Source organism: Roseibium sp. RKSG952, assembly GCF_009711355.1.
The window spans coordinates 19893-39300 of record NZ_SMMF01000909.1; the positions used below are offsets into that span (position 1 = coordinate 19893).

The following is a 19408-nucleotide window of genomic DNA, read 5'->3' on the forward strand; positions in this document are numbered from 1 at the left end:
CGGTGCTTTTGGCATCTTTCCTTCGTTCACGCAGTCAATCAGGCAGAGATCTCCCCGCGGAACGTCCAGCTTGCGTTACGCGCGGGCGATAGCACCGACGCAGCCAGGGTAACCGTCCGGTCCGAAGATATGGCGGTTTGCCTCCCCTGCAAAGATATTGTAGTAAAATGCTTCTTCTACCGTGAAGCCCGCATCTTCCAAGGTCCTTGCAAAAAACTCCTTGTCGAAGGCGTGGCAGAAGTCGAACATGGCGTCCTCACCAATCCACTCAAGGTAGCCGGGGGCTATGTGCTTGCGGATCGTCTCCTTGTCCATGATGCCGGGCCATGTTTCGGTGGCCTTCCGGCGGTCATACTCGGCTGCGAAGCCTGCAAAGGAGTAGAACATCGGTGACACCACATTCGCAAACAACCGGCCACCCGGCACCAGCCAGTTCCGGAGCTTGGCAAGGGCAATCACCAGGTCTTCTCCTGTCAGGAAATGCAGCACGTAGGAACAAAGGATCGCTTCGAGACTATTGGGCGGAAAGTCGAAATCCTGCGGAAACTTTCCCGGCTGGGTGGTCAGGTAGGGCTGAAACTCGGGAGGGGTTTTTTCCCGCAGCACATCAAGGTGTTCCGGGTTGAGATCGCAGGCGATGACATGTTTGCGTTTTTCAAGTACCGGCAGCGTCGCGACACCATAGGCGCAGCCCATGTCCATCACCGGCAATGTGGCCTGAGCGCTGGCCTTGATAAAGTCACGGCTGACCCTGTTGAGTTCCTGAATGGTAACGCCGTGTTTATTGCTCGTCCGCCGGACCGCATCTTCATTCCGGGTGAGAGTCTCGGTCATGGTTTTGGCTCTTTTGAATAGGAAGGGCACTATTTGGTTCGGTGCCTGTCGGAAACCAAAGTGGGTTCGACCTTTTTGACATGGTCGGTAGTGCCTGAGGCACAAGAGGATATTGCATTACAAACAAGCAACCGAACCAATTGTGTCAACTGTGGCGGTAATAGAGCTTCCGTTTCTCCTTCACGGAGATTATTAAGTCCGGACGGGGGTAATCGCATTTTTCTTGCAGTCAGTGGTGTCTTGCAAAACGACTGTATTCAATATTGGATTTTGCAGACCGGACTGAGCAATGAGGCTTCGTTCTCAGCCCGGAAATCACGGGCTGTGGCGCAAGTGGTACCCGGTTGATATGAAATGCATGCCGAAATGCCGGAGACTTTGAAAGTGACTGCTGACTTGCGGGCCTTCCCGATACCCGAGCCCTATTCCGAGGTATTGGAGCAGGGAATGATGATCAATGCCGGGCTTCAGGACGGACTGCTTGTCATGGCCCGCTTTCATCAGGATCACGTAGACCCGCAATCCTTCGCCCGGTTTGGTATTCCTTTTGACGAAAGCCTAAAACGGGCAGTTGTCTCGCGGCGGGCAGAATTTCTCGCAACCCGGGTGCTGGGGAAACTGATGCTGCGCCAGCTTGGGCTGAGCGAGACCGCGATTGGCCGCAGTGCCGACCGTTCGCCAATCTGGCCAGCCGGGTGCCGCGGCGCCATCAGCCACACCAGCGGAGTTTGCGCCGTGATTGCCTTGCGTGGCGCAGGGGGCTATGCGGGTGTCGATGTCGAGACAATCGTTGGCGACCAGACCCGCAAGGAAATCGCGGAGTCGATCTTGACGCCGCCTGAAATGGCCCTTCTCGGGAACCTGTCAGAACCTGAGGCCAATCACCTGTTGACCCTGCTTTTTTCCGCGAAGGAAACGCTTTTCAAGGCGCTTTATCCTCAAGTTCTCCGGTTTTTTGGTTTCGAATGTGCGCAAATGGTTGCCCCGCCCCAAGGTGGACAACTCGGCCTGCGGCTGACCACCGGCCTGACACCGGACCTGACTGCGGGCCGGGCATTTCATCTCCGCTATATGGAGCACGACTGCAAAATCCTGACATGGATGACCAACGACACCTGTCAGACCAAATAGCCGGGGTGCTCCAAGTACTATTGGCTCCGCCGGGCCGAAAAACCGCAGCACAGTTTTCTGTCATGGAATGCCGCCGTGCTGCGATTGCGCACCAGATCATGAACTCGGTTCGTGACGCTGCGAGAACTGTTACCTGAATGGGCTTAATGGCTGGTCATCGCGCCTTGGGTGCCCCGGTTCCGTCCACCGGACTGGAGCGCGCGCAGACCGGGCGTGTTGAACAGCCGGATCGGCACCGGCTTTTCACGGAAACGCACACCGATCTGGCGCCCATTGCGCCAACGGATATGGGCAATGCCGATGGTTCGCTCCAGATCATCATAAATCAGGACGTCGTCAGGAAGATCGACGGTTTCAGGGGCCAGCAGCCCGACGCCGCCTTCACAGACATCGAACAGGGTGCAGTCGGTCAGATATCCTTCGAACAGGTCGGTGATCTTGCCGAGGCGGGGCCTGGCGCGCCCCTTGGGATGTAATCGGTTGTCCCGATAAGCCGGATTGAGTGTCATTTTAAGTGCCCGCTTGAACATGCGTGGAGACCTCCCCGCACCTGAGAAATCCGCGGGAGGTTGTGAGATCATCTCACCCGACGAACGCTATGGGGCCTGCCTTGTCCGAAACTGACGTTACGGTTTCCGGAGTTTATCGTATTGTTTCCGGTGCCACACATCATGGCCTCGCAGAGGCCGTTGCCAGCACCTCTCCGGTATTGCAACCCTTCCGATTGAAACAGGTTGTTCTTGTAGACCGACGACGGGAATTTCGAAACGCAGTATCGCTCAATAATGGCGAATGCCCATTGGGCATCATTTCGCTTGAGCGCTTTCCTTACGGCTTTGGCAACATGCGGTTCAAAAAAGGTACTGATTGCATTTCATGCAAAGCCGCCGTTGGATCAAATACCGGAAACGCGGCTCATTCCGCCGCGCTTCATTTTCAAAGGGACCAGCAGGAAAACCTGGCCTTGCAGACCGGTCTGCCGTCAGGCCAGCTGGCTGAGGCCCGGGATTTTCTTGACGACGGCATTGACCGTCTCGTCTCCGACCTTTTCCTTGGCAGCCGTGATCAGTTCCTTGGCAACAATCTGGACCTGCTTCATGTCGAGACCGGCAGATGTCAGTTCGTTCAGGGCTGCCATTGCCCCCATGGATCCGCCCATCATGTTGGCAATCCCACCCAAAAGGCCGCCCTTCTTGCCTTGCGCTTCGCGTTCCGCAACCAGCTCGCTGGACCCGGGCAGGGCATCGAAGATCTGCTGCATATGCTCCTTGTCACCGGCGGAATTCAAAAACTTCAAAATAATGGCAATCGCCTCTTTCGCCTTGTCGGCCTCGAGACCGGCCGCAGCTTGAATTCGGCTGATAAGCTCTTCCATCAATCATCTCCCAGTCTGCCGTTGGGCCAAAAGTCCGGTAGGCCCGCAACACTGCAAAGGCTATACACGGGAAGGCAACCAAACGTCGACGGGAAGAAAGTCTGAGGTTAGACTTTTTTGGGGAGCCGCGCACGCGCGGCTGATCGGAATGATTCGAACGAAAGCGGGCAAGGTGGCGGACGACTGCGGGGTTTTGATCGGGGCGAGCGAACGCCGGGAATTCCTGTCTCTCAGGTTTGCCAACAGGCACGGGCTGATTGCGGGCGCGACCGGCACCGGCAAGACCGTTACCCTGCAGGTTCTGGCCGAAGGCTTTTCCAGAGCCGGGGTGCCCGTGTTCTGCGCAGACATCAAGGGCGACCTTGCGGGTCTCGGCATGTCAGGTGTTCCAAGCGAGCGCCTTGAGCGGCGCGCCGCCAACACGGGGCTGGCCGGACACTATGATCACGCAGAAGCACCGGTGGCCTTCTGGGACCTGTTCGGCAAAAAGGGCCACCCCGTCCGGACCACGGTTTCCGATATGGGCCCGCTGTTGCTAAGCCGATTGCTTGACTTGAACGAAACCCAGGAGGGTGTGCTCAACATCGCCTTCGAACTTGCCGACGACGAGGGCATGTTGCTGCTTGACCTCAAGGACCTGCGCACACTTCTTGCCCATGTCGACGAACGGGCAAGCACGCTTTCAAGGCACTACGGCCAGGTCTCCAGCGCATCAGTTGGCGCCATTCAGCGCCGGCTTCTGGTGCTTGAACGCCATGGCGCCAGGGATTTCTTCGGCGAACCGGCACTTGATATCCGCGACTTTCTCCGGATAAGCCCGGGCGGCAATGGCGTCGTCAACATTCTGGCGGCGGAACGGTTGATAAGCGCGCCCCGCGTCTATGCAGTCTTTTTATTGTGGCTGCTGTCTGAACTGTTTGAGGAGCTGCCCGAGGTCGGCGACCTCAAGAAGCCGAAGCTGGTGTTTTTCTTCGATGAGGCGCATCTGCTCTTCGATGATGCACCAAGTGCCCTGATAGACAAGGTGGAGCAGATGGTCCGCCTGATCCGCTCGAAAGGGGTTGGCGTCTATTTCGTCACGCAAAACCCGCAAGACATCCCCGAGACCGTCCTTGCACATCTCGGCAACCGCATTCAGCACGCACTGCGGGCTTCCACACCCAAGGGTCAGCGGGCGGTTCGCGCTGCTGCGGACACGTTTCGCCCCAATCCGGCTCTCGACACCGAACCAGCGCTCGCGAGCTTGGGCACAGGCGAAGCCCTTGTTTCCACCCTCGAGGGCAATGGCGTTCCCTCCATCGTCCGGCAGACCTTGATCCGCCCGCCCTCTTCGCGCATGGGCCCCGTGACCGAGGGCGAGCGGCGCAGCCTGATCCAGTCCAGCCCGCTCTTTGGTGTTTATGAACGGGCAAAAGACAGGTATTCGGCCTATGAAATCCTTCAACACCGTGCAGGGGAAGCCCTTCGCGAAGAAGAAAAACGCAGAACCAAGGAATGGCGGAAAGCAGAGCTGGAGGGCGAGCCCCGGCGGGGCCGGTCCGGGTTTGAGGTGCCGGATTTCGGACGTGACGACCGTCCGCGCCGTGACAGCATTGCCAACCGGACCCGCCGCCGGCGCAGCCGGGGCTCCGCACTGCAAGCGGCCCTGAAAGCCGCCGCGCGCAGCGCAGGCGCCTCACTGGGCAGGGCTCTGGTCCGCGGCCTGCTCGGTTCCCTGAAACGCGGCTACTAGGAGATCTGCGTGACGCTCTCCAAAGACGATCTGGTCAAGCTCGAACGGCGGGCCTTGAAAACCGGTTTTTGGGGCAATGCGTTCTTGGCGATCACCGGTGGCACCGCCGCTTTCCTGTCGCGCTCCGATGCGTTGCTGGTCGATGCGCTCTATTCGCTCGTCAATGTGGGTGCAGCCCTGGCCGCCACCCGAATCGGCGCGAGGGTGGGCGGACCGGCGACCCGTAAACGCCCCTGGGGGCACGACTTTGACGAGGTACTTTATGTTACGTTCCGAAGCCTGATCCTGATCGGCATTCTGATCTTTGCCCTGATCCTGGCGGGCACGAAAATCGTGACCTTTTTCACCGGCGGCGCGGTGCCGGAACTGGCCTTCGGCCCGATCGAGATCTATGCCGTCCTTCTGGTGGCGGTCTGCGCGGCCCTTGCGGTCAACTACCGGATTGCTTTGCGCCGGTCAGAAAATCGCAGTGCGATCCTGAAAGCCGAAACACGAACGGCGCTGATCGACGGCGCGCTCAGCCTCGGCACCGGTCTGGTTCTGCTGTCCCTGCCGCATCTCAAGGGCACGCCGCTCGCCCCCTATACACCGATCGGAGACGCGGTTCTGGTGATCGTGCTGGTGTCGATCATCATCTGGTCACCGCTCAAGGCGTTCCGGACCACCCTGGCCGATCTGGCAGCCGTCAGCGCCCCAAGCAAGACGGTGGCAGCCGTTGGCCGGGCCGCACGCGCCCTTTCGGCCGAACGCGGCTACAAATATCAGCGCTCGGCCGTGCTGCAGGCTGGCCGCATGCATTTCGCCGCCATTTACATCGACCCGCTCAAGCCTGTTCTGGCAACGGATGTCGACACATTCCGGGACACCCTGACCGCCCGTCTGGAGGACGTCATCGGCCCGACGCGGGTGGAGGTCATGCTCACCGCACAATCCGGACCGCTCCCGCGCGGGCAGACTGCATGAAAAAGCCGCGGATGATCCCGAAAAAGATCGGAAATCCAATTGCGGTCGATCCGCGGTTGTGGCCTGTTAGGGCCTAATCATGGGGCAAACACCCAATATTCCAACGACAAGCTCAAGGATGACCGATGAGCCGCATCGACCAGGTCCTCGCACGCATTGATTCCAACCTCGACGACAGTCTCAACCGCCTGTTCGACTTCCTGAAGATCAAGAGCATTTCCGCAGACCCGGACTTTCAGGAGGATTGCGAAGCGGCCGCGAACTGGCTTGCGCGGGAATTGACAGAGGTCGGCATTGCAGCGAGCGTGCGCCGCACAGATGGCCACCCGATGGTGGTCGGCCACCGCAAGACCGGCAAGCCGGGGCCGCATGTCCTGTTTTACGGCCACTACGATGTCCAGCCGGTCGATCCGCTGGAGCTGTGGGATACCGACCCGTTCGAACCGCGCATTGTCACCCGCGAGGATGGCAGCAAGGTCATCGTCGCGCGCGGGTCTGCCGATGACAAGGGCCAGCTGATGACCTTCGTCGAAGCAGCCCGCGCCTATATGGAAATTGCCGGCGACCTTCCGCTCGACATCACCGTGCTGTTCGAGGGCGAGGAAGAATCCGGCTCGCCGTCGCTGGAGCCGTTCCTCATCGAAAACAAGGACGAACTCAGCTGTGACCTGGCGCTCGTCTGCGACACCAACATGTGGGACGAGGACACCCCGGCCATCGCGGTCATGCTGCGTGGTCTGGTTGGCGAGGAAATCACCGTCAAGGCCGCCAGCCGCGACCTGCATTCGGGCTACTACGGCAGCGCGGCCACCAACCCCAACCACGTGATTGCAAAGATCATTGCCGATATCCGGGACGAGAACGGCACAATCACCCTCGACGGATTCTATGACGGTGTGATTGACATGCCGCAAGACGTCACGCGGATGTGGGATACGCTCGGCATGACGGCGGAGAAATTCCTCGGCGAAATCGGCCTCGCGGTTCCCGGCGGGGAAAAGGACCGCACGCTTCTGGAACAGATCTGGACCCGTCCGACGGCAGAGGTCAACGGCATGTGGGGCGGCTATCAGGGCGCCGGCTCCAAAACCGTCATTCCGGCCGAGGCGCACGCCAAATTCACCTTCCGGCTGGTGGGGGATCAGGATCCGCAAAAGATCCAGGCATCGTTCCGCGATTATGTCCGCTCGAAGACCCCTCAGGATTGCTCTGTCGAATTCAGCTCCCATGGCGCGAACCCCGCCCTGCGGCTCGACTTCGACATGCCGGCGCTCGCCCAGGGCAAGAAGGCGCTCCAGGACGAATGGGGGGTGGAAGCAGCCCTGATCGGCATGGGCGGTTCCATCCCGGTGGTCGGCGATTTCAAGACCATGCTGGGCATGGATTCCCTGCTGATCGGCTTCGGTCTGGCCGATGACCAGATCCATTCCCCCAACGAGAAGTACAATCTCAAGTGCTTCCACAAGGGTATCCGCTCCTGGGCGCGGGTTCTGGACGAACTGGCACAAGGCTGATGTGTCCTTGACAACAGGACCTGGCCGCACTTCCGGCCAGGCCCCGGCCTGTTCCGTCCGTCATATTCCATCCGATGAGGACGTCATGAAATCCGTATGTGTGTTTTGCGGGTCCAGCCTTGGAGCTGCTCCCGAATACAGTGAAATGGCCCGGAAAACCGGCGAGACCATTGCAAAAGCAGGGCTAACGCTGGTCTATGGCGGCGCAAGTGTCGGCCTGATGGGGATTGTCGCCGATGGTGCACTGGAGCATGGCGGCAAGGTGGTCGGCGTGTTGCCCAAACACCTGCAGGACAAGGAAATCGGCCATAAAGGCTTGAGCGAACTGCATATCGTCGGGTCGATGCATGAGCGCAAGACCCTGATGGCGGAGCTCTCCGACGGCTTTGTCGCATTGCCCGGTGGCGCTGGCACCATGGAAGAGATCTTCGAGGTCTGGACCTGGGGCCAGCTCGGACTGCACAACAAGCCTTGCGGCTTCCTGAATGTGCTTGGCTTCTATGACGGGTTGATCAGTTTTTTCGACCTGCAGACAAGCGAAGGCTTCATGAAGCCGGTGATGCGCGACATGGTTCAGGTGGCTGACACCCCGCAAAGCATGCTCGACAAGTTCCGCAAGTACGAACCGCCAGCGACCCCAAAATGGATCAAGCCGGGCGAGACGTAATGGCAAAGGGCCTGGACGCAGCCGTCCATGCCCAATCGAGCGCTCTTAGGGACTGTATGTAGCTTGACGGTATAGGTTCTGGCTGGCACCACGCGCCCTGGCTGCTGGCAAGCATACAATTTGCCCCGGATTGTCATCGGACCTAGCGTGCCTTTGCATTCTGCCAGACTGGATGCTATGTCCCCAAGTCTGGGGTCCGGCACGTGGTCCGGAACCAAATTCTTTCCTGTTGTCATGGAGTTAGCGCGTAAATGCGTAGATTGCCGGTTCTGGTTGCATGTGTCTTGTCTTCTCTTGCCACTGCCTGCTCTCCAACATTCGACGCAACCGGCAACTCGGCCTTCAGCGATGAACGAACGTCCGACACGACACTTGTCCAGATCACCTCGAGCCATGTCGGCGGCATCACCAAGGACACCAAATACTCCGGAAAGGCTGTGGAAGCCGCCCTGCCCGGTTTTACCACCGAAGGCATCCAGACCGCCGTTGAAGACAAGACCGAATGGGCCATTGCCGCATTCAACACGGACGGCTTTCAGGTGCTTCAGGTGTTCAAGGGCAAGAACGGGCAGGTGCGTACGGTCCACGGCGTCACCCATCACCTCAAGGGCCCGAATGGTGAGCGCATCGGCATGACTTTTTCGGAAGTCGGCACCCGCCGTGGCGATTGCCGGGTCGGCCGCAACCTGTGGCGCGGCATGGCGATCTGCAAGGCCAAGGGCACACCAAACGTGCAGCTCGTCTACGCGATCCCGCAATATGACGGTCCGTTCGACAGGCTCCCGCCAAACGAAGAACTGCTCGATGCCATGATCCAGCGCATTCTCTGGACACCTCAGGCCTGAGACCGGCCGGCACTTGCAATTAGTGCCCTTCCGGCAGTCCGGTTTTTGGGGACCCGAACCTGCTGCCAAAGGCCGTGGCATTGCCTGTCCTGCCAACCGGTCCGCGATACACACCACCAGCCTGTGCCTGTACCCCGTCAGACGGATCAATCATTCGGCTTGGCGATCCAAGCTTTTCAAGCCACAAGCCACAAGATGGATTGAGTCCCCGCTTCCGTGCAAGGCTCTCTGAGCCCGAGCCACGCACGACACATACATGCTGCGGGCCGTCACCGGCCCGAGCGTTTGTTAAGATCAACACTCAGTAGCGAATGTAGGGGGACCAGCATTGCTGGCGCGGCCCTGAATAGGGCTGATAGGTGTTGTCGTGGGAATTGTAGGTCGAGAAACGGTCAGCACACCACGACACGTGGTTTTTCCAGACATGGTCCTTCACATTGGCGAAGGGGCGCTGCGGCGCAGATGTCTGATAGCCGTACTGCTTGCCGTAGCCACTGCCGTATCCGCTGCCATAGCCGTAACCGCCGGCATGCGCGGCCGATACGCCAGCGGAAGCGAGCATGGCTGAAAAGGATGCGAGAGCGAAGCCCTTGAGGAATGTCTTGCGAAACATGGTGCGTTCCTGTGTCTGTCACTTGTTGCCGGCGAAGCGCTCCCCCGCCGTTGACCAACACTTAGCCGCTCTTTGCTCCGCACCCCTGTGACGCGCGGCACACCCAAAAACCGGGGTGCCCAAATCAACAATTTCGCACGCGATCCAGCCTCAAATCTGCGCAGGGCCGTCCACATCCACAGCGCCAACATCGCGCCAGATGTGACGCTGGCCGAAGCGCTTTTCCATTGTGTCGGCCACCTTCATGAAAAAGGCGAGTTCGCGTTCCTTGATCCCGGGCAGGGATTTCACGTCGAGGCCGGTCCACGGCAGAAACGGATTGCGCCGCATGTGCCAGTGCATTTCGACCCGGGTCGTCGGCTTGTCCGACGGTGTGCGGCCGTGAAAGCCGAATGTATCGGCAACAATCAGCGTGTTTGCCTTAACCGCCATGCGTCTTGCCGGTGGCAGCCCAAGCGACTCAAGCTCTTTCTGGCGGATGCGGAACGAACCGCTGGCGTGATGCGAACGCGGATCCCTGCTTGCCGTCAGCGAGCATTGATACTCCCATTCAAGCCGCTCGGGTGTCAGCCGGTGCGACCCCGGCACGAAACAGAACGGACCGTCCTCCTCACCGACATCATGCAGGAACAGCCAGGCCTTGGAGGTGGCGTGAAAGGTGTCCGCATGAAGATCGGTCTGCGGGTCTTTCTTGCCCCGTTTCGGCTCTGCAATCACGGTCTGCAGAAAGCCGAGTGGCTGACCTCCGCGCGAAGAAGCGTAACGGATCTGCGCGATCGCGCGCGGATCGCGAAAACACGCGGCAAGCGCCGGATTTTGTCCCAGAACCGATGGCGGCAAGGGCGTCATGCGCGTGACCGTCTGGCCCTGGCGCATCTCGCGGGCCTGAAACGGCTTGCCGTAGACCTCGGCCTTCAGCGCCTCGAACTGACCGGCTTCCAGGAAATTCTCGGTCAGGAAAAAGCCCTTTTCATCGAAATGGGCACGCGCATCGGCCGGGATCGATTTGCCAAGGGCCCTGCGGCGGCGTTCGGCCATGGCGGCTGCAATCGATACGCGGCTCCGGTGCAATCCGTTCCGGTTCAGCCATTCATTGCCAAGAAGCGGGTTCTTTTTTGGCGATTTTGCCGATCCGGCGATTTCGAGAACCCAGAGCGGGGATTTCAGAATCGAACTCAAATTCATGGCCGGTCACCTACGGATTGCTAGAATGACAAAGGAATGGCATTGCTTTACACCGATTGCATTCGAAAAAGACAGAGTCTTGTACAACTTCTGTGACGTGACGCTTACTCATCCACTGGTATGCTTTCCCATATGACCTCAACTCCAAGACGCCGACTGGACAACCCGGCTGACCTCGCCGAGGGGATCCGTCACGGAAACAGGGCCGCATTGGCCCGCGCCATCACACTCGCCGAATCGCGCAAGCCCGAACACCGGGAGATTGCGCGCACCCTCATGAAAACCCTTCTTCCCCGGACAGGCAAGGCGCTGCGCGTCGGGATCACCGGCGTTCCGGGCGTCGGCAAGTCGACCACCATCGACACGCTCGGCTCCAACCTGACCGCTGCCGGCCACAAGGTTGCCGTGCTGACTGTCGACCCTTCCTCGACACGCACCGGCGGCTCGATCCTCGGCGACAAGACGCGCATGGCGCAGCTTGCCATCGACTCGAACGCTTTCATCCGGCCCTCCCCGTCCGCTGGCACGCTCGGCGGTGTTGCTGCCAAGACCCGGGAAACCATGCTGTTGTGCGAGGCGGCCGGGTTCGACGTGATTCTGGTGGAGACGGTCGGCATCGGCCAGTCGGAAGTGACCGTCGCCAACATGGTCGATTTCTTTCTGGTATTGATGCTGCCGGGTGCGGGCGATGAATTGCAGGGCATCAAGAAGGGTGTGCTTGAGGTTGCCGACATGATCGCTGTCAACAAGGCCGATGGCGACGGGGCCGATCGCGCACGCCAGGCGGCATCCAACTACCGTGCTGCTCTCCATCTGATGGCCCCGAAATCCATGACCTGGTCGCCACCGGTGATCACGATTTCAGGCCTCGCCAATCAGGGGCTCGACAAGCTTTGGGAGCAGATCGAACTGCATCATTCCAAGATGACGGCCAGCGGTGAATGGCAACAGCGCCGGCAGGACCAGCAAGTCAGCTGGATGTACGACCTTCTGCAACAGCGGGTGATGGAAGCCCTCGAACGCAGCAACCGCAGCAGCAGCCGTTTGAAAGAACTCGAGACCCATGTCCGTCTGGGCGAAACACCCGTCTCCGTTGCCGTGGACGAACTCGCCAAACTGATCGGTGTGCACTGACCGCACTGTTTTTGCTGCGCATATTGTCCCTTATCCGTTTCCTTTTCGAATTGGCAAAACACGCATGAAACCAGCCAGAACCCTTCTCGTCACAGGTTTCGGCCCCTTCCCGGGAGCACCGGTCAACCCGACCGCTCACCTCATTCGCAGGCTGCCCGTAATCCTGGGCAAGACGATCGGCAGCGTTTCTCTGGAATATGCGGTCCTGCCAGCCACCTGGTCAGGGCGCCAAGCCGTAACCCGAACACTGATCGACCGGGTCGCGCCAGACGCCGTGGTGCATTTCGGTGTTGATGGCAAACGGCGCGAGATCAACATCGAAACCCGTGCGGTCAACCGGGCAATCCGGGTCCGCTGCGATGCAGAAGGGGCCTATTCAGCCACCGCCTGTCTCGGCCACCCTGCCGAAGCGCCGCGCCTGTCCACGCTCTCGCCTGCGCGCCTTCTGGAGGCTGTGCGCCGCACAGGCGCCCCGGTGGCGATGTCGAAGGATGCCGGCAATTATCTTTGCAATGCAACCCTATGGGATACACTTGGACGCGGCCTGCCAGCGGTCTTCGTGCATGTCCCGTCCCTGCCGCGCGGCCGGTCCGAAGACCGTCCGCCCTACCGGACAGTTGAACGTGCTGCCGTCAGCCTCCTGAAGGAAGCTGCCCGACTGACCGCATACAGAACCAGCTCCGGCGGAACTGTCGTGCGCTCTGGCCCGGCCGTAGGCGAGGAAGGCCCTTGTCTTAATGCCGCGCGGGCGAAATCAGCCGTTTGAGCTGCGCCAAACGCTCCGACGCCACCTCTCCGCAGAGTTCAACGGCTTGCAAAACTGACCCGGCACACCGCCAAAATGACGTCTCAATCCGACTGGCAAACGCCCAAGGGATTCCCGTCCGGATCGAAAAAAGTGAAATAGCGGAACGCTCCTTCCCCACCGACAGGTCCCATCGGAACATCCCTCTCTTCAAGGGTTTGGCGAACCCTGTCAAAATCGTCGACCAGAAAATTAAAGAACTTGCCGACGTCGTAATCATTGTCCGGGAAAGCGACCGGCAATTCACCCCGGGCTTTCACCAATCCCAGCACGGTCGGACTTTGCGCGGACAACCGTAGAATTGCGGCCTCCGGCTCCAGGAAAATCGCCTTGCACCCGAGCTTTTCAATATACCATGCTGCAGAGAGTTCCGGGTCGGAGACCGGAATGAACACTCCCTCAACGCCTTGCAACAATCCGTGCGCCACGGTCACCTCCACTCCGAATCCACACGTTAAAGTGGTTAACATGCAGACATCCCACCAGCAATAAAAAGCTCCAGTAAAATTCTTAAATATTTATGCAACGCATTGAATAACCTAACGTAACAAGTGGAACTTACATAGGGTCAAGAACCCGTTTCATCCAAGCCGGAATACACCTTTAAAGGGCACTCTGTCATCAACGAGACATATAACAGCCGTAACGAACACGTCTTTGAATACCCTCCCCGCCCGAGACTCAACGCCACATGCCTGCCTACGATTCCTATGTGATCTGCACCTCACCGCGCAGCGGCAGCACGCTTTTGTGCAAGCTTCTGTCAGCGACCGGCATTTCCGGCGATCCGGGGTCCTATTTTCACGAACCTTCGCTTTGCGAATGGTGCACTTATTTCGGGTTGGAGCGCGATAGCGGCGATACAGAACACGCCTTGTTGTCGCGTATATTCCAAGCTGCGATAGCGAAAGGCCGCGGCCCTACGGATACGTTTGGCGTCCGGCTCCAGCGGCACAGCTTTGCCTTCTTCACCGAGCAGCTTGCGCGGCTATGTCCCGGGCACGGAAGCGATGCCGGCCGGTTTGCGGCGGCGTTCGGGCGCACGCTTTTCATTCACCTGACCCGTGAGGACAAAATTGCCCAGGCCGTGTCCTTCGTCAAAGCGGAGCAGACAGGCCTGTGGCACCGCGCACCCGATGGCACCGAACTGGAACGCCTCGCACCGCCCAAAGACCCCATCTACGACAATCATGTCCTCAAAGCGGTTCATGACCGCTTTCAGGCGTATGACCGCGACTGGACTGCCTGGTTTGAACAACAGGGCATTGCACCACTCAGGATCGCCTACGAAGAACTGGCCAAACACCCCGTAGCCACATTGCGGACTGTCCTGAGTGCTCTCGGACTTCCGGCCGATGCGGCAGCGGGTGTTGAACCGGCCGTCGCAAGGCTCTCGGATGAGACCAGCCGGGACTGGACCCGACGGCTGCGCGCGGACCTTGACCTGCAAGATCATATTTCCAAATAGCGGCGGATCCTTCTGCCTATGCGTCCCGGCCCCTCGAGAGGATCGGTAGATATGCGGCGACAAACAGGCCAAAGCCGAATGCCCAAAGGCCCGCGGAGACGAGCATGGCGGGGAAATATCCTACGATTTCCGTCCCGAAAACCCGGATCAGCGCAGCAGTGAGCACCATGAAATAGGCGATGGTTACGGAACCGGACACCACCAGCGGCCGGCCGCTGTGACCGAGTGCAGCGCGTGTCATCATTGCCAGGGTCATGGTGCCGATCGCCCCCACTGCAAGGAGGTGCAAGGCTTCGGTTTCGTTCAGTTCCGTTGACAGAATGGCAAGCCCATAGGCCAGGTAGCCTGTGCAGAGCATCAAATAGGCGGCATGCAAAACCCAGAGGATCGGGCTGAACAGGGTCGCAGCACCCTTCCATTGCAACAAGCGCAAGAGATTGACGCCGCCGGCCGCAAGACACAGAGTTCCGGTTGCCCAATCTGGCAAAAAACCGAAACTTGCAGCGGCGGCACCAAGCGCCAGCAGCGGGCCTGTCCGGTCAAGCCAGAGCAGGTTGCGCAGCTGGATGCCGGCCCTGCCCGCCCGTTCCAGCGCATTGCGCGTGAACATCGGAATGACCCGGCCACCGATGATCGTGATCATGGCCGCACTCAGGAACACGCCAAACCGCACCCCGGCTTCTGCGGTGCCTTGTGTCCAGCCGGTCCAGTCCAGATGCATCATCAGATTGCCGGTGAACAGGGCTGCGAGCAGTCCCAGGAAGACAAAATTCCGGGCTTGTGTCTTCTGCATGAGTTTGAGGGCGATCCCGGATGCCAGAACCGGAATGAAGGCAAGGTCCACAACCGCGACCAGCAGCGGATCGAGAAACCCGGAAAACCAGATCGCGAACCTCCCGAGGATCCAGACGCCCCCGCTCATGGCGACAAACCCGGAACCAGCCTCCTCGGTGCCGGTCCAGTTGGGAACAGCGGTCAGGAAAAAACCGGCCATCACAGCCACTGCATACCCATAGACCATCTCATGCGCGTGCCACAGGTGCGGCGCCATTTGCATCGGTTGCCCGGCAAAAACACCGCCCATGCCATGAACACCAAGCCAGACAAACCATGCCAGCATGGCCAGAACGGAGAAAACTCCGGCTGCAAGAAAATAGAATCGGAACCCGGCGGAGAATATGGTGGCAATCCGGTTGGCGAAGGGCTTCTGTGAAGGAGGTTTTGAAATCATGTGGGTGACCTGCCCGGCGCTTATGATTGGCGGCATCGTTTGTGCCCATCATCGGCGACGGCCAGTCTCCGGGGTTTGATAAAAATCAAAAACATGCAAATTATATGAATGTATAATCTGGCAAGTTTGCAATCGAAACATGTGAGGCCATCAAATGAACGCCTTGGCTTGGGGACATTTCGGCGCAGCGTTTGTGATGTTTTTCGCCTCGCACATGGTGCTGATCCGGCCGCCGCTTCGGCCACGTCTGGAAGCGGTCATCGGTCAGCGCGGCTTCACCGCCGCCTACAGCGCGTTGTCTCTCGCAATCCTGTGGTGGCTGGTTCTGGCCGCCAATGCGGCACCTTTTGTAGAACTATGGCCACGGGCGCTCTGGCAAAACTGGATACCGATCATCGCAATGGTCCCGGCATGCCTGTGCTTGAGTTTCGCGGTGGGCCGGCCGAACCCTTTTTCCTTCGGCGGCCGGAAGAACGACCGCTTCGATCCGGCCCGGGCCGGCATTCTCAGATACACGCGGCATCCGCTCCTGATGGCGCTGGCGCTTTGGTCTACGTCCCATATCGTTCCGAACGGCGATCTGGCACATGTCCTTCTGTTCGGAACGTTCACGGTGTTTTCCATCCTCGGGATGAGGATGATCGACCGGCGGCGCAAGGTACAATTCGGGCCCATGTGGGATGCCTTGTCCAAGGCGACGCGGGAGAGTTGGCTGCCAGCCATCAACACCGAAGGCCTCCTGAGGGGCATGGCAGGCCTTGCCACCTACGCCCTGCTGGCCTTGCTGCATCCCTATCTCCTTGGCGTGTCACCTTTCATTAGGTAGCCGGAACCACGCCCGGTGTTGGTCTGCTTGTTCGACCGGCCTGCGTGTTCTTTCAAAAACACGCGCATGGCGGCCATCAGTTCGCTGGCATGGCCGTGGTCGTTGCGGGCAATCGCGGCGCATATGTTGTCGCGAAACATATGCTCGATCCTTTTCGCCCCGTCTTCGACAGTCAAAAGGCAGGCCCCAAGGCTGGCCGCAACGATGTGAGGGACCTGTTCATGCTCCGCAACAGCGTCAATGGTTTCTTCCGGCAGGCCACTCATGGCGATAACATCTTCCAATGCAATCATGATCAGCACTCCTTCCGTTCTAGCCCCGGCGCCCGCACGCGGACGGGTCACATGAACTGGTAAATCTGCGCTGCCACCTTGAATTTCCCGTTCAGGACAGTACGGCCATGCCGCAAATCCATGCGCCCGCTGGGCGCTTGCTTTCGTTTTTGCCCGAATTCATTTTTATATTTGAATATTATTCGGACTTTATTGGGCCGAGTATTTCACGGCCAAAACGATTGGACACCGGAATTATGTCTTTTCATGTGGGGCATTCTTTGTGCATCGCAACAATCACCCCGTTTTTCAGGGCGGGCGCTTGCCCGCGGATGAGCTGCCCCCCCCAAAAAAGGACGTCAATCGGTCCGGGAAACGTGATTGACGTCATGGGAATAGACGTGCTGATCGGGCCGGCTCCGGCGATCAGTCAATTCGGAGAACACACATTAACAATTCGTGACCCTGAGACGTGACGGCGCTTTTGGAATAATCACCATTCCACGCTCTCTGCCGCTTCAGGGTCATCAAAAAGCCCGTCAGGAGAGGCTGGACTTCAAGGCCGCCAGCAACTCCGCATGCGGGCGGATTTCGCCTACAGCAACACCGAGGCGGGTTTTGACCACGGGATTGACCACACTGTCCAGCATTTTGGCCTCGGCATCATTGAGGTCGAGCATCATCTCGAGCACGGTCGCCATCATGACCTGCGCGGCCCGCGTGCTGCCATCGTCACATTTCAGTGCAACACCGTAGCCAAGCTCCGGAATCGAGGCACAAAAAACACCCTCGGCGCCGGTCTTGACCAAGACCCGGCCGCGAAATGCATCCATGACCGTGGTGCAAAACCGGTCCGTACCGGCTACCATATAGGGCTCGTTGACACAGGCCTCGTAAAGACGCTCGGCAGCCGAAGCCCGTTCCGGATCGAGCCCCTCGCCGGTTCCGAAAACGGCAAAGGCACGGGCAAAACCAGGAAGCGGGCCGGCATAGGTCGGGATCGAGCAGCCATCCGTGCCGCATACGCCGCTTGTCAGCGTATCGCCGGTCAGCTGCTCCATCACCGACTTGATTTCCTGCTGAACCGGATGTTCCGGCAAGGTATATCCCTTGGTCGGCGCGCCCAGAACCTTGGCAAGCCCGAGGAAAGCAGCGTGTTTGCCGGAACAGTTGTTGTGCAGCTGGCACGGCGTTTCGTCAGCCTTGATCAATTCCGCAGCATCTTCCATGCGCAGCGGCCATTGCGGCCCGCATTCCAGATCCTCTTCGGCCAGTCCCGCCTTGATCAACATCACCCGCGCGGCGTTGGCGTGAACGGCTTCACCGTTATGGGAGGCACAGGCCAGTGCCAGTTCCGCATCGTCATAGTCGAGCGCATCGGCAGCTCCCGATTCGACCAGAGGAAGCGCCTGCAGCGGCTTGATTGCGGAGCGCGGAAACACTCGGGCCGAAACATCGCCGATGGCGCATACGGTCTTGCCGCTTGCATCAACGATTGCCAGAGCCCCGAGATGCCGGCTCTCCACCAACGGGCCACGCGTCACGTTCACGAGGACGGGATTGTCCATGAGTATTCTACCTCTAAGTTGAAGGGCGCCAGGCCGGGAAGTCAGATGCGGGCGGAAGCCGCAGGGGAAGATAGATAGGCAGACAGGCGGTCCAGGGCGTCCTGAATGACCTCGTCGCGTTTGCAGAAACAGAACCGGATCAGCTCCTCGGGCGCGTCGGAACCGTAAAATGCCGAGACCGGGACAGCAGCAACACCTGCTTCCGTCACAAGCCTGTGGCACGCCTCGACATCCGTCTCACCAAGGTTCAACCCGGAAATATCACAGGTCAGGAAATAGGTCGCCTCACAGGGAAGAACGCCAAAGCCGAGGGCCGTCAATCCCGCCGCCATCCGGTCACGTTTGGCGGCCAAATCTGACGCGAGACCCAAATAGTAGGCATCATCTTTCGCAAGACCAAAGGCCACCGCCTTTTGAAGGTTGGGCGGGGTCGTGAAGGTCACGAACTGATGTGCCTTTGAAATCGGCGTAATCATGTGCGCGGGACCGGTCACGTAGCCAACCTTCCAGCCCGTCAGGGAAAACGTCTTGCCCGCGGACCCGATCCGGACCGTGCGGTCCCGCATGCCCTCCAGGCTCATCAGGGGCCGGTGTTTCCTGCCGTCAAACACCAGATGCTCGTACACTTCGTCGCAGATGGCATAGACATCATGGGTCTTGCACAGGTTCGCGATCAGCTCCAGTTCCTCGTCCGAAAACACCTTGGCTGTCGGGTTCATCGGATTGTTGATCAGGATTGCCTTGGTGTTTTCGGAAAACGCCCGTTTCAGGGCCTCCGCATCCAGTGACCAGTCGGGTGGATTGACCCGCACCCGCTTTGCAATGCCGCCAACGCGCTTGACCATCGGCAAATAGGAATCATATAGCGGCTCGATCAGGATGACCTCGTCGCCCAGCTCGATCAGGCCCATCAAACATGCCGCAAGCGCTTCCGTTGCGCCCGACGTCACGACAACCTCGCTCTGCCAGTCGATATCCAGCCCGTAGAACCGCTTGTTCGCATCGGCGACCGCCTGCCGCAACTCGGGCACGCCCAGCATCGGCGGATATTGATTTGGACCATCGAGCAGGGACTGGGACGCCTTTTCCAGAATGTCCTGAGGACCGTCGACATCCGGAAAACCCTGCCCCAAATTGACCGCGCCGTTGGCCATGGCCAGCTGCGACATGGTTTCAAAAATGGTCGTTTCGATCCGTGTGAAAATCGGATTGGTGGTCTTCATGGGCGTTCTCCCGGCGGGCGGC

Annotated in this window: 19 protein-coding genes and 1 pseudogene; 10 read left to right on the plus strand and 10 right to left on the minus strand. The window is 59.4% G+C overall.

Annotated features, from left to right (window positions below):
- Positions 1–75: 75 nt before the first annotated feature.
- Complete coding sequence (locus E1297_RS18380; protein WP_155140881.1) at positions 76–834, minus strand: class I SAM-dependent methyltransferase; 759 nt, start codon at positions 832–834, stop codon at positions 76–78.
- Between the two features lie 384 nt (positions 835–1218).
- Here E1297_RS18380 and E1297_RS18385 point away from each other — a divergent pair, with 384 nt between their 5' ends.
- A complete protein-coding gene (locus E1297_RS18385) occupies positions 1219–1965 on the plus strand; it encodes a 4'-phosphopantetheinyl transferase superfamily protein (RefSeq protein ID WP_196223352.1) in 747 nt (248 codons plus the stop codon).
- 143 nt (positions 1966–2108) lie between these two features.
- Here E1297_RS18385 and E1297_RS18390 read toward each other — a convergent pair whose 3' ends face one another.
- Positions 2109–2495, minus strand: coding sequence for a PilZ domain-containing protein (locus E1297_RS18390; RefSeq protein ID WP_155140885.1), 387 nt, complete (start codon positions 2493–2495; stop codon positions 2109–2111).
- Positions 2496–2947: 452 nt separating this feature from the next.
- On the minus strand, positions 2948–3340 hold the full coding sequence (locus tag E1297_RS18395) for a DUF2267 domain-containing protein (RefSeq protein WP_155140888.1): 393 nt from the start codon (positions 3338–3340) through the stop codon (positions 2948–2950).
- 148 nt (positions 3341–3488) lie between these two features.
- Between E1297_RS18395 and E1297_RS18400 the strand changes: the two genes are divergently transcribed.
- The 5 genes from E1297_RS18400 to E1297_RS18420 all read left to right on the plus strand — a co-directional run bounded on the left by E1297_RS18400 (position 3489) and on the right by E1297_RS18420 (position 9061).
- The gene (locus tag E1297_RS18400; protein ID WP_155140890.1) at positions 3489–5072 is read left to right on the plus strand and encodes a helicase HerA-like domain-containing protein; all 1584 of its coding nucleotides are present in this window, start codon (positions 3489–3491) and stop codon (positions 5070–5072) included.
- A 9-nt stretch (positions 5073–5081) separates the two neighbouring features.
- Positions 5082–6035, plus strand: a complete 954-nt coding sequence (locus E1297_RS18405; RefSeq protein ID WP_209015844.1) for a cation transporter — start codon at positions 5082–5084, stop codon at positions 6033–6035.
- A 125-nt stretch (positions 6036–6160) separates the two neighbouring features.
- Positions 6161–7549 (plus strand): dipeptidase, encoded by a 1389-nt coding sequence (locus tag E1297_RS18410; RefSeq protein ID WP_155140892.1) that lies wholly within the window; start codon positions 6161–6163, stop codon positions 7547–7549.
- Positions 7550–7634: 85 nt separating this feature from the next.
- The gene (locus E1297_RS18415) at positions 7635–8216 is read left to right on the plus strand and encodes a TIGR00730 family Rossman fold protein (protein ID WP_155140894.1); all 582 of its coding nucleotides are present in this window, start codon (positions 7635–7637) and stop codon (positions 8214–8216) included.
- 251 nt (positions 8217–8467) lie between these two features.
- Positions 8468–9061: a DUF1131 family protein gene (locus E1297_RS18420; protein ID WP_155140896.1), complete on the plus strand. Its 594-nt coding sequence runs from the start codon at positions 8468–8470 to the stop codon at positions 9059–9061.
- Between the two features lie 301 nt (positions 9062–9362).
- Here the strand turns inward: E1297_RS18420 and E1297_RS50345 are convergent.
- Together E1297_RS50345 and E1297_RS18430 are read right to left on the minus strand one after the other, a co-directional pair.
- Positions 9363–9476: pseudogene (locus E1297_RS50345) on the minus strand (BA14K family protein); the annotation flags it as partial.
- Positions 9477–9824: 348 nt separating this feature from the next.
- Positions 9825–10859, minus strand: a complete 1035-nt coding sequence (locus E1297_RS18430; RefSeq protein WP_155140900.1) for a phytanoyl-CoA dioxygenase family protein — start codon at positions 10857–10859, stop codon at positions 9825–9827.
- Positions 10860–10991: 132 nt separating this feature from the next.
- On the opposite strand from E1297_RS18430, the gene meaB reads away from it, so the two are divergent.
- Positions 10992–11993: a methylmalonyl Co-A mutase-associated GTPase MeaB gene (gene meaB / locus E1297_RS18435; protein WP_155140902.1), complete on the plus strand. Its 1002-nt coding sequence runs from the start codon at positions 10992–10994 to the stop codon at positions 11991–11993.
- Positions 11994–12057: 64 nt separating this feature from the next.
- Positions 12058–12759, plus strand: coding sequence for a peptidase C15 (locus tag E1297_RS18440; RefSeq protein ID WP_155140904.1), 702 nt, complete (start codon positions 12058–12060; stop codon positions 12757–12759).
- A gap of 83 nt (positions 12760–12842) precedes the next feature.
- Here E1297_RS18440 and E1297_RS18445 read toward each other — a convergent pair whose 3' ends face one another.
- Positions 12843–13226 (minus strand): VOC family protein, encoded by a 384-nt coding sequence (locus tag E1297_RS18445; protein ID WP_209015845.1) that lies wholly within the window; start codon positions 13224–13226, stop codon positions 12843–12845.
- A 263-nt stretch (positions 13227–13489) separates the two neighbouring features.
- On the opposite strand from E1297_RS18445, the gene E1297_RS18450 reads away from it, so the two are divergent.
- The gene (locus E1297_RS18450) at positions 13490–14266 is read left to right on the plus strand and encodes a Stf0 family sulfotransferase (protein WP_155140908.1); all 777 of its coding nucleotides are present in this window, start codon (positions 13490–13492) and stop codon (positions 14264–14266) included.
- Between the two features lie 16 nt (positions 14267–14282).
- Here the strand turns inward: E1297_RS18450 and E1297_RS18455 are convergent, their stop codons facing one another.
- Positions 14283–15497, minus strand: coding sequence for an NnrS family protein (locus tag E1297_RS18455; RefSeq protein ID WP_209015846.1), 1215 nt, complete (start codon positions 15495–15497; stop codon positions 14283–14285).
- A 154-nt stretch (positions 15498–15651) separates the two neighbouring features.
- On the opposite strand from E1297_RS18455, the gene E1297_RS18460 reads away from it, so the two are divergent.
- Positions 15652–16323 carry an NnrU family protein gene (locus E1297_RS18460; protein WP_155140912.1) on the plus strand — a complete coding sequence of 224 codons (672 nt, stop codon included), beginning with the start codon at positions 15652–15654 and terminating at the stop codon, positions 16321–16323.
- Here the strand turns inward: E1297_RS18460 and E1297_RS18465 are convergent.
- From E1297_RS18465 to E1297_RS18475, 3 genes are all read right to left on the minus strand, one after another.
- On the minus strand, positions 16290–16616 hold the full coding sequence (locus E1297_RS18465) for a hypothetical protein (protein ID WP_155140914.1): 327 nt from the start codon (positions 16614–16616) through the stop codon (positions 16290–16292). The two genes, E1297_RS18460 and E1297_RS18465, sit on opposite strands and share 34 nt — an antisense overlap.
- Before the next feature lie 518 nt (positions 16617–17134).
- Entirely contained in the window at positions 17135–18163 is a 1029-nt protein-coding gene (locus E1297_RS18470) for an asparaginase (RefSeq protein ID WP_155140916.1), read from the minus strand.
- Between the two features lie 41 nt (positions 18164–18204).
- The gene (locus E1297_RS18475; protein WP_155140918.1) at positions 18205–19386 is read right to left on the minus strand and encodes an aminotransferase; all 1182 of its coding nucleotides are present in this window, start codon (positions 19384–19386) and stop codon (positions 18205–18207) included.
- Between the last annotated feature and the right edge of the window lie 22 nt (positions 19387–19408).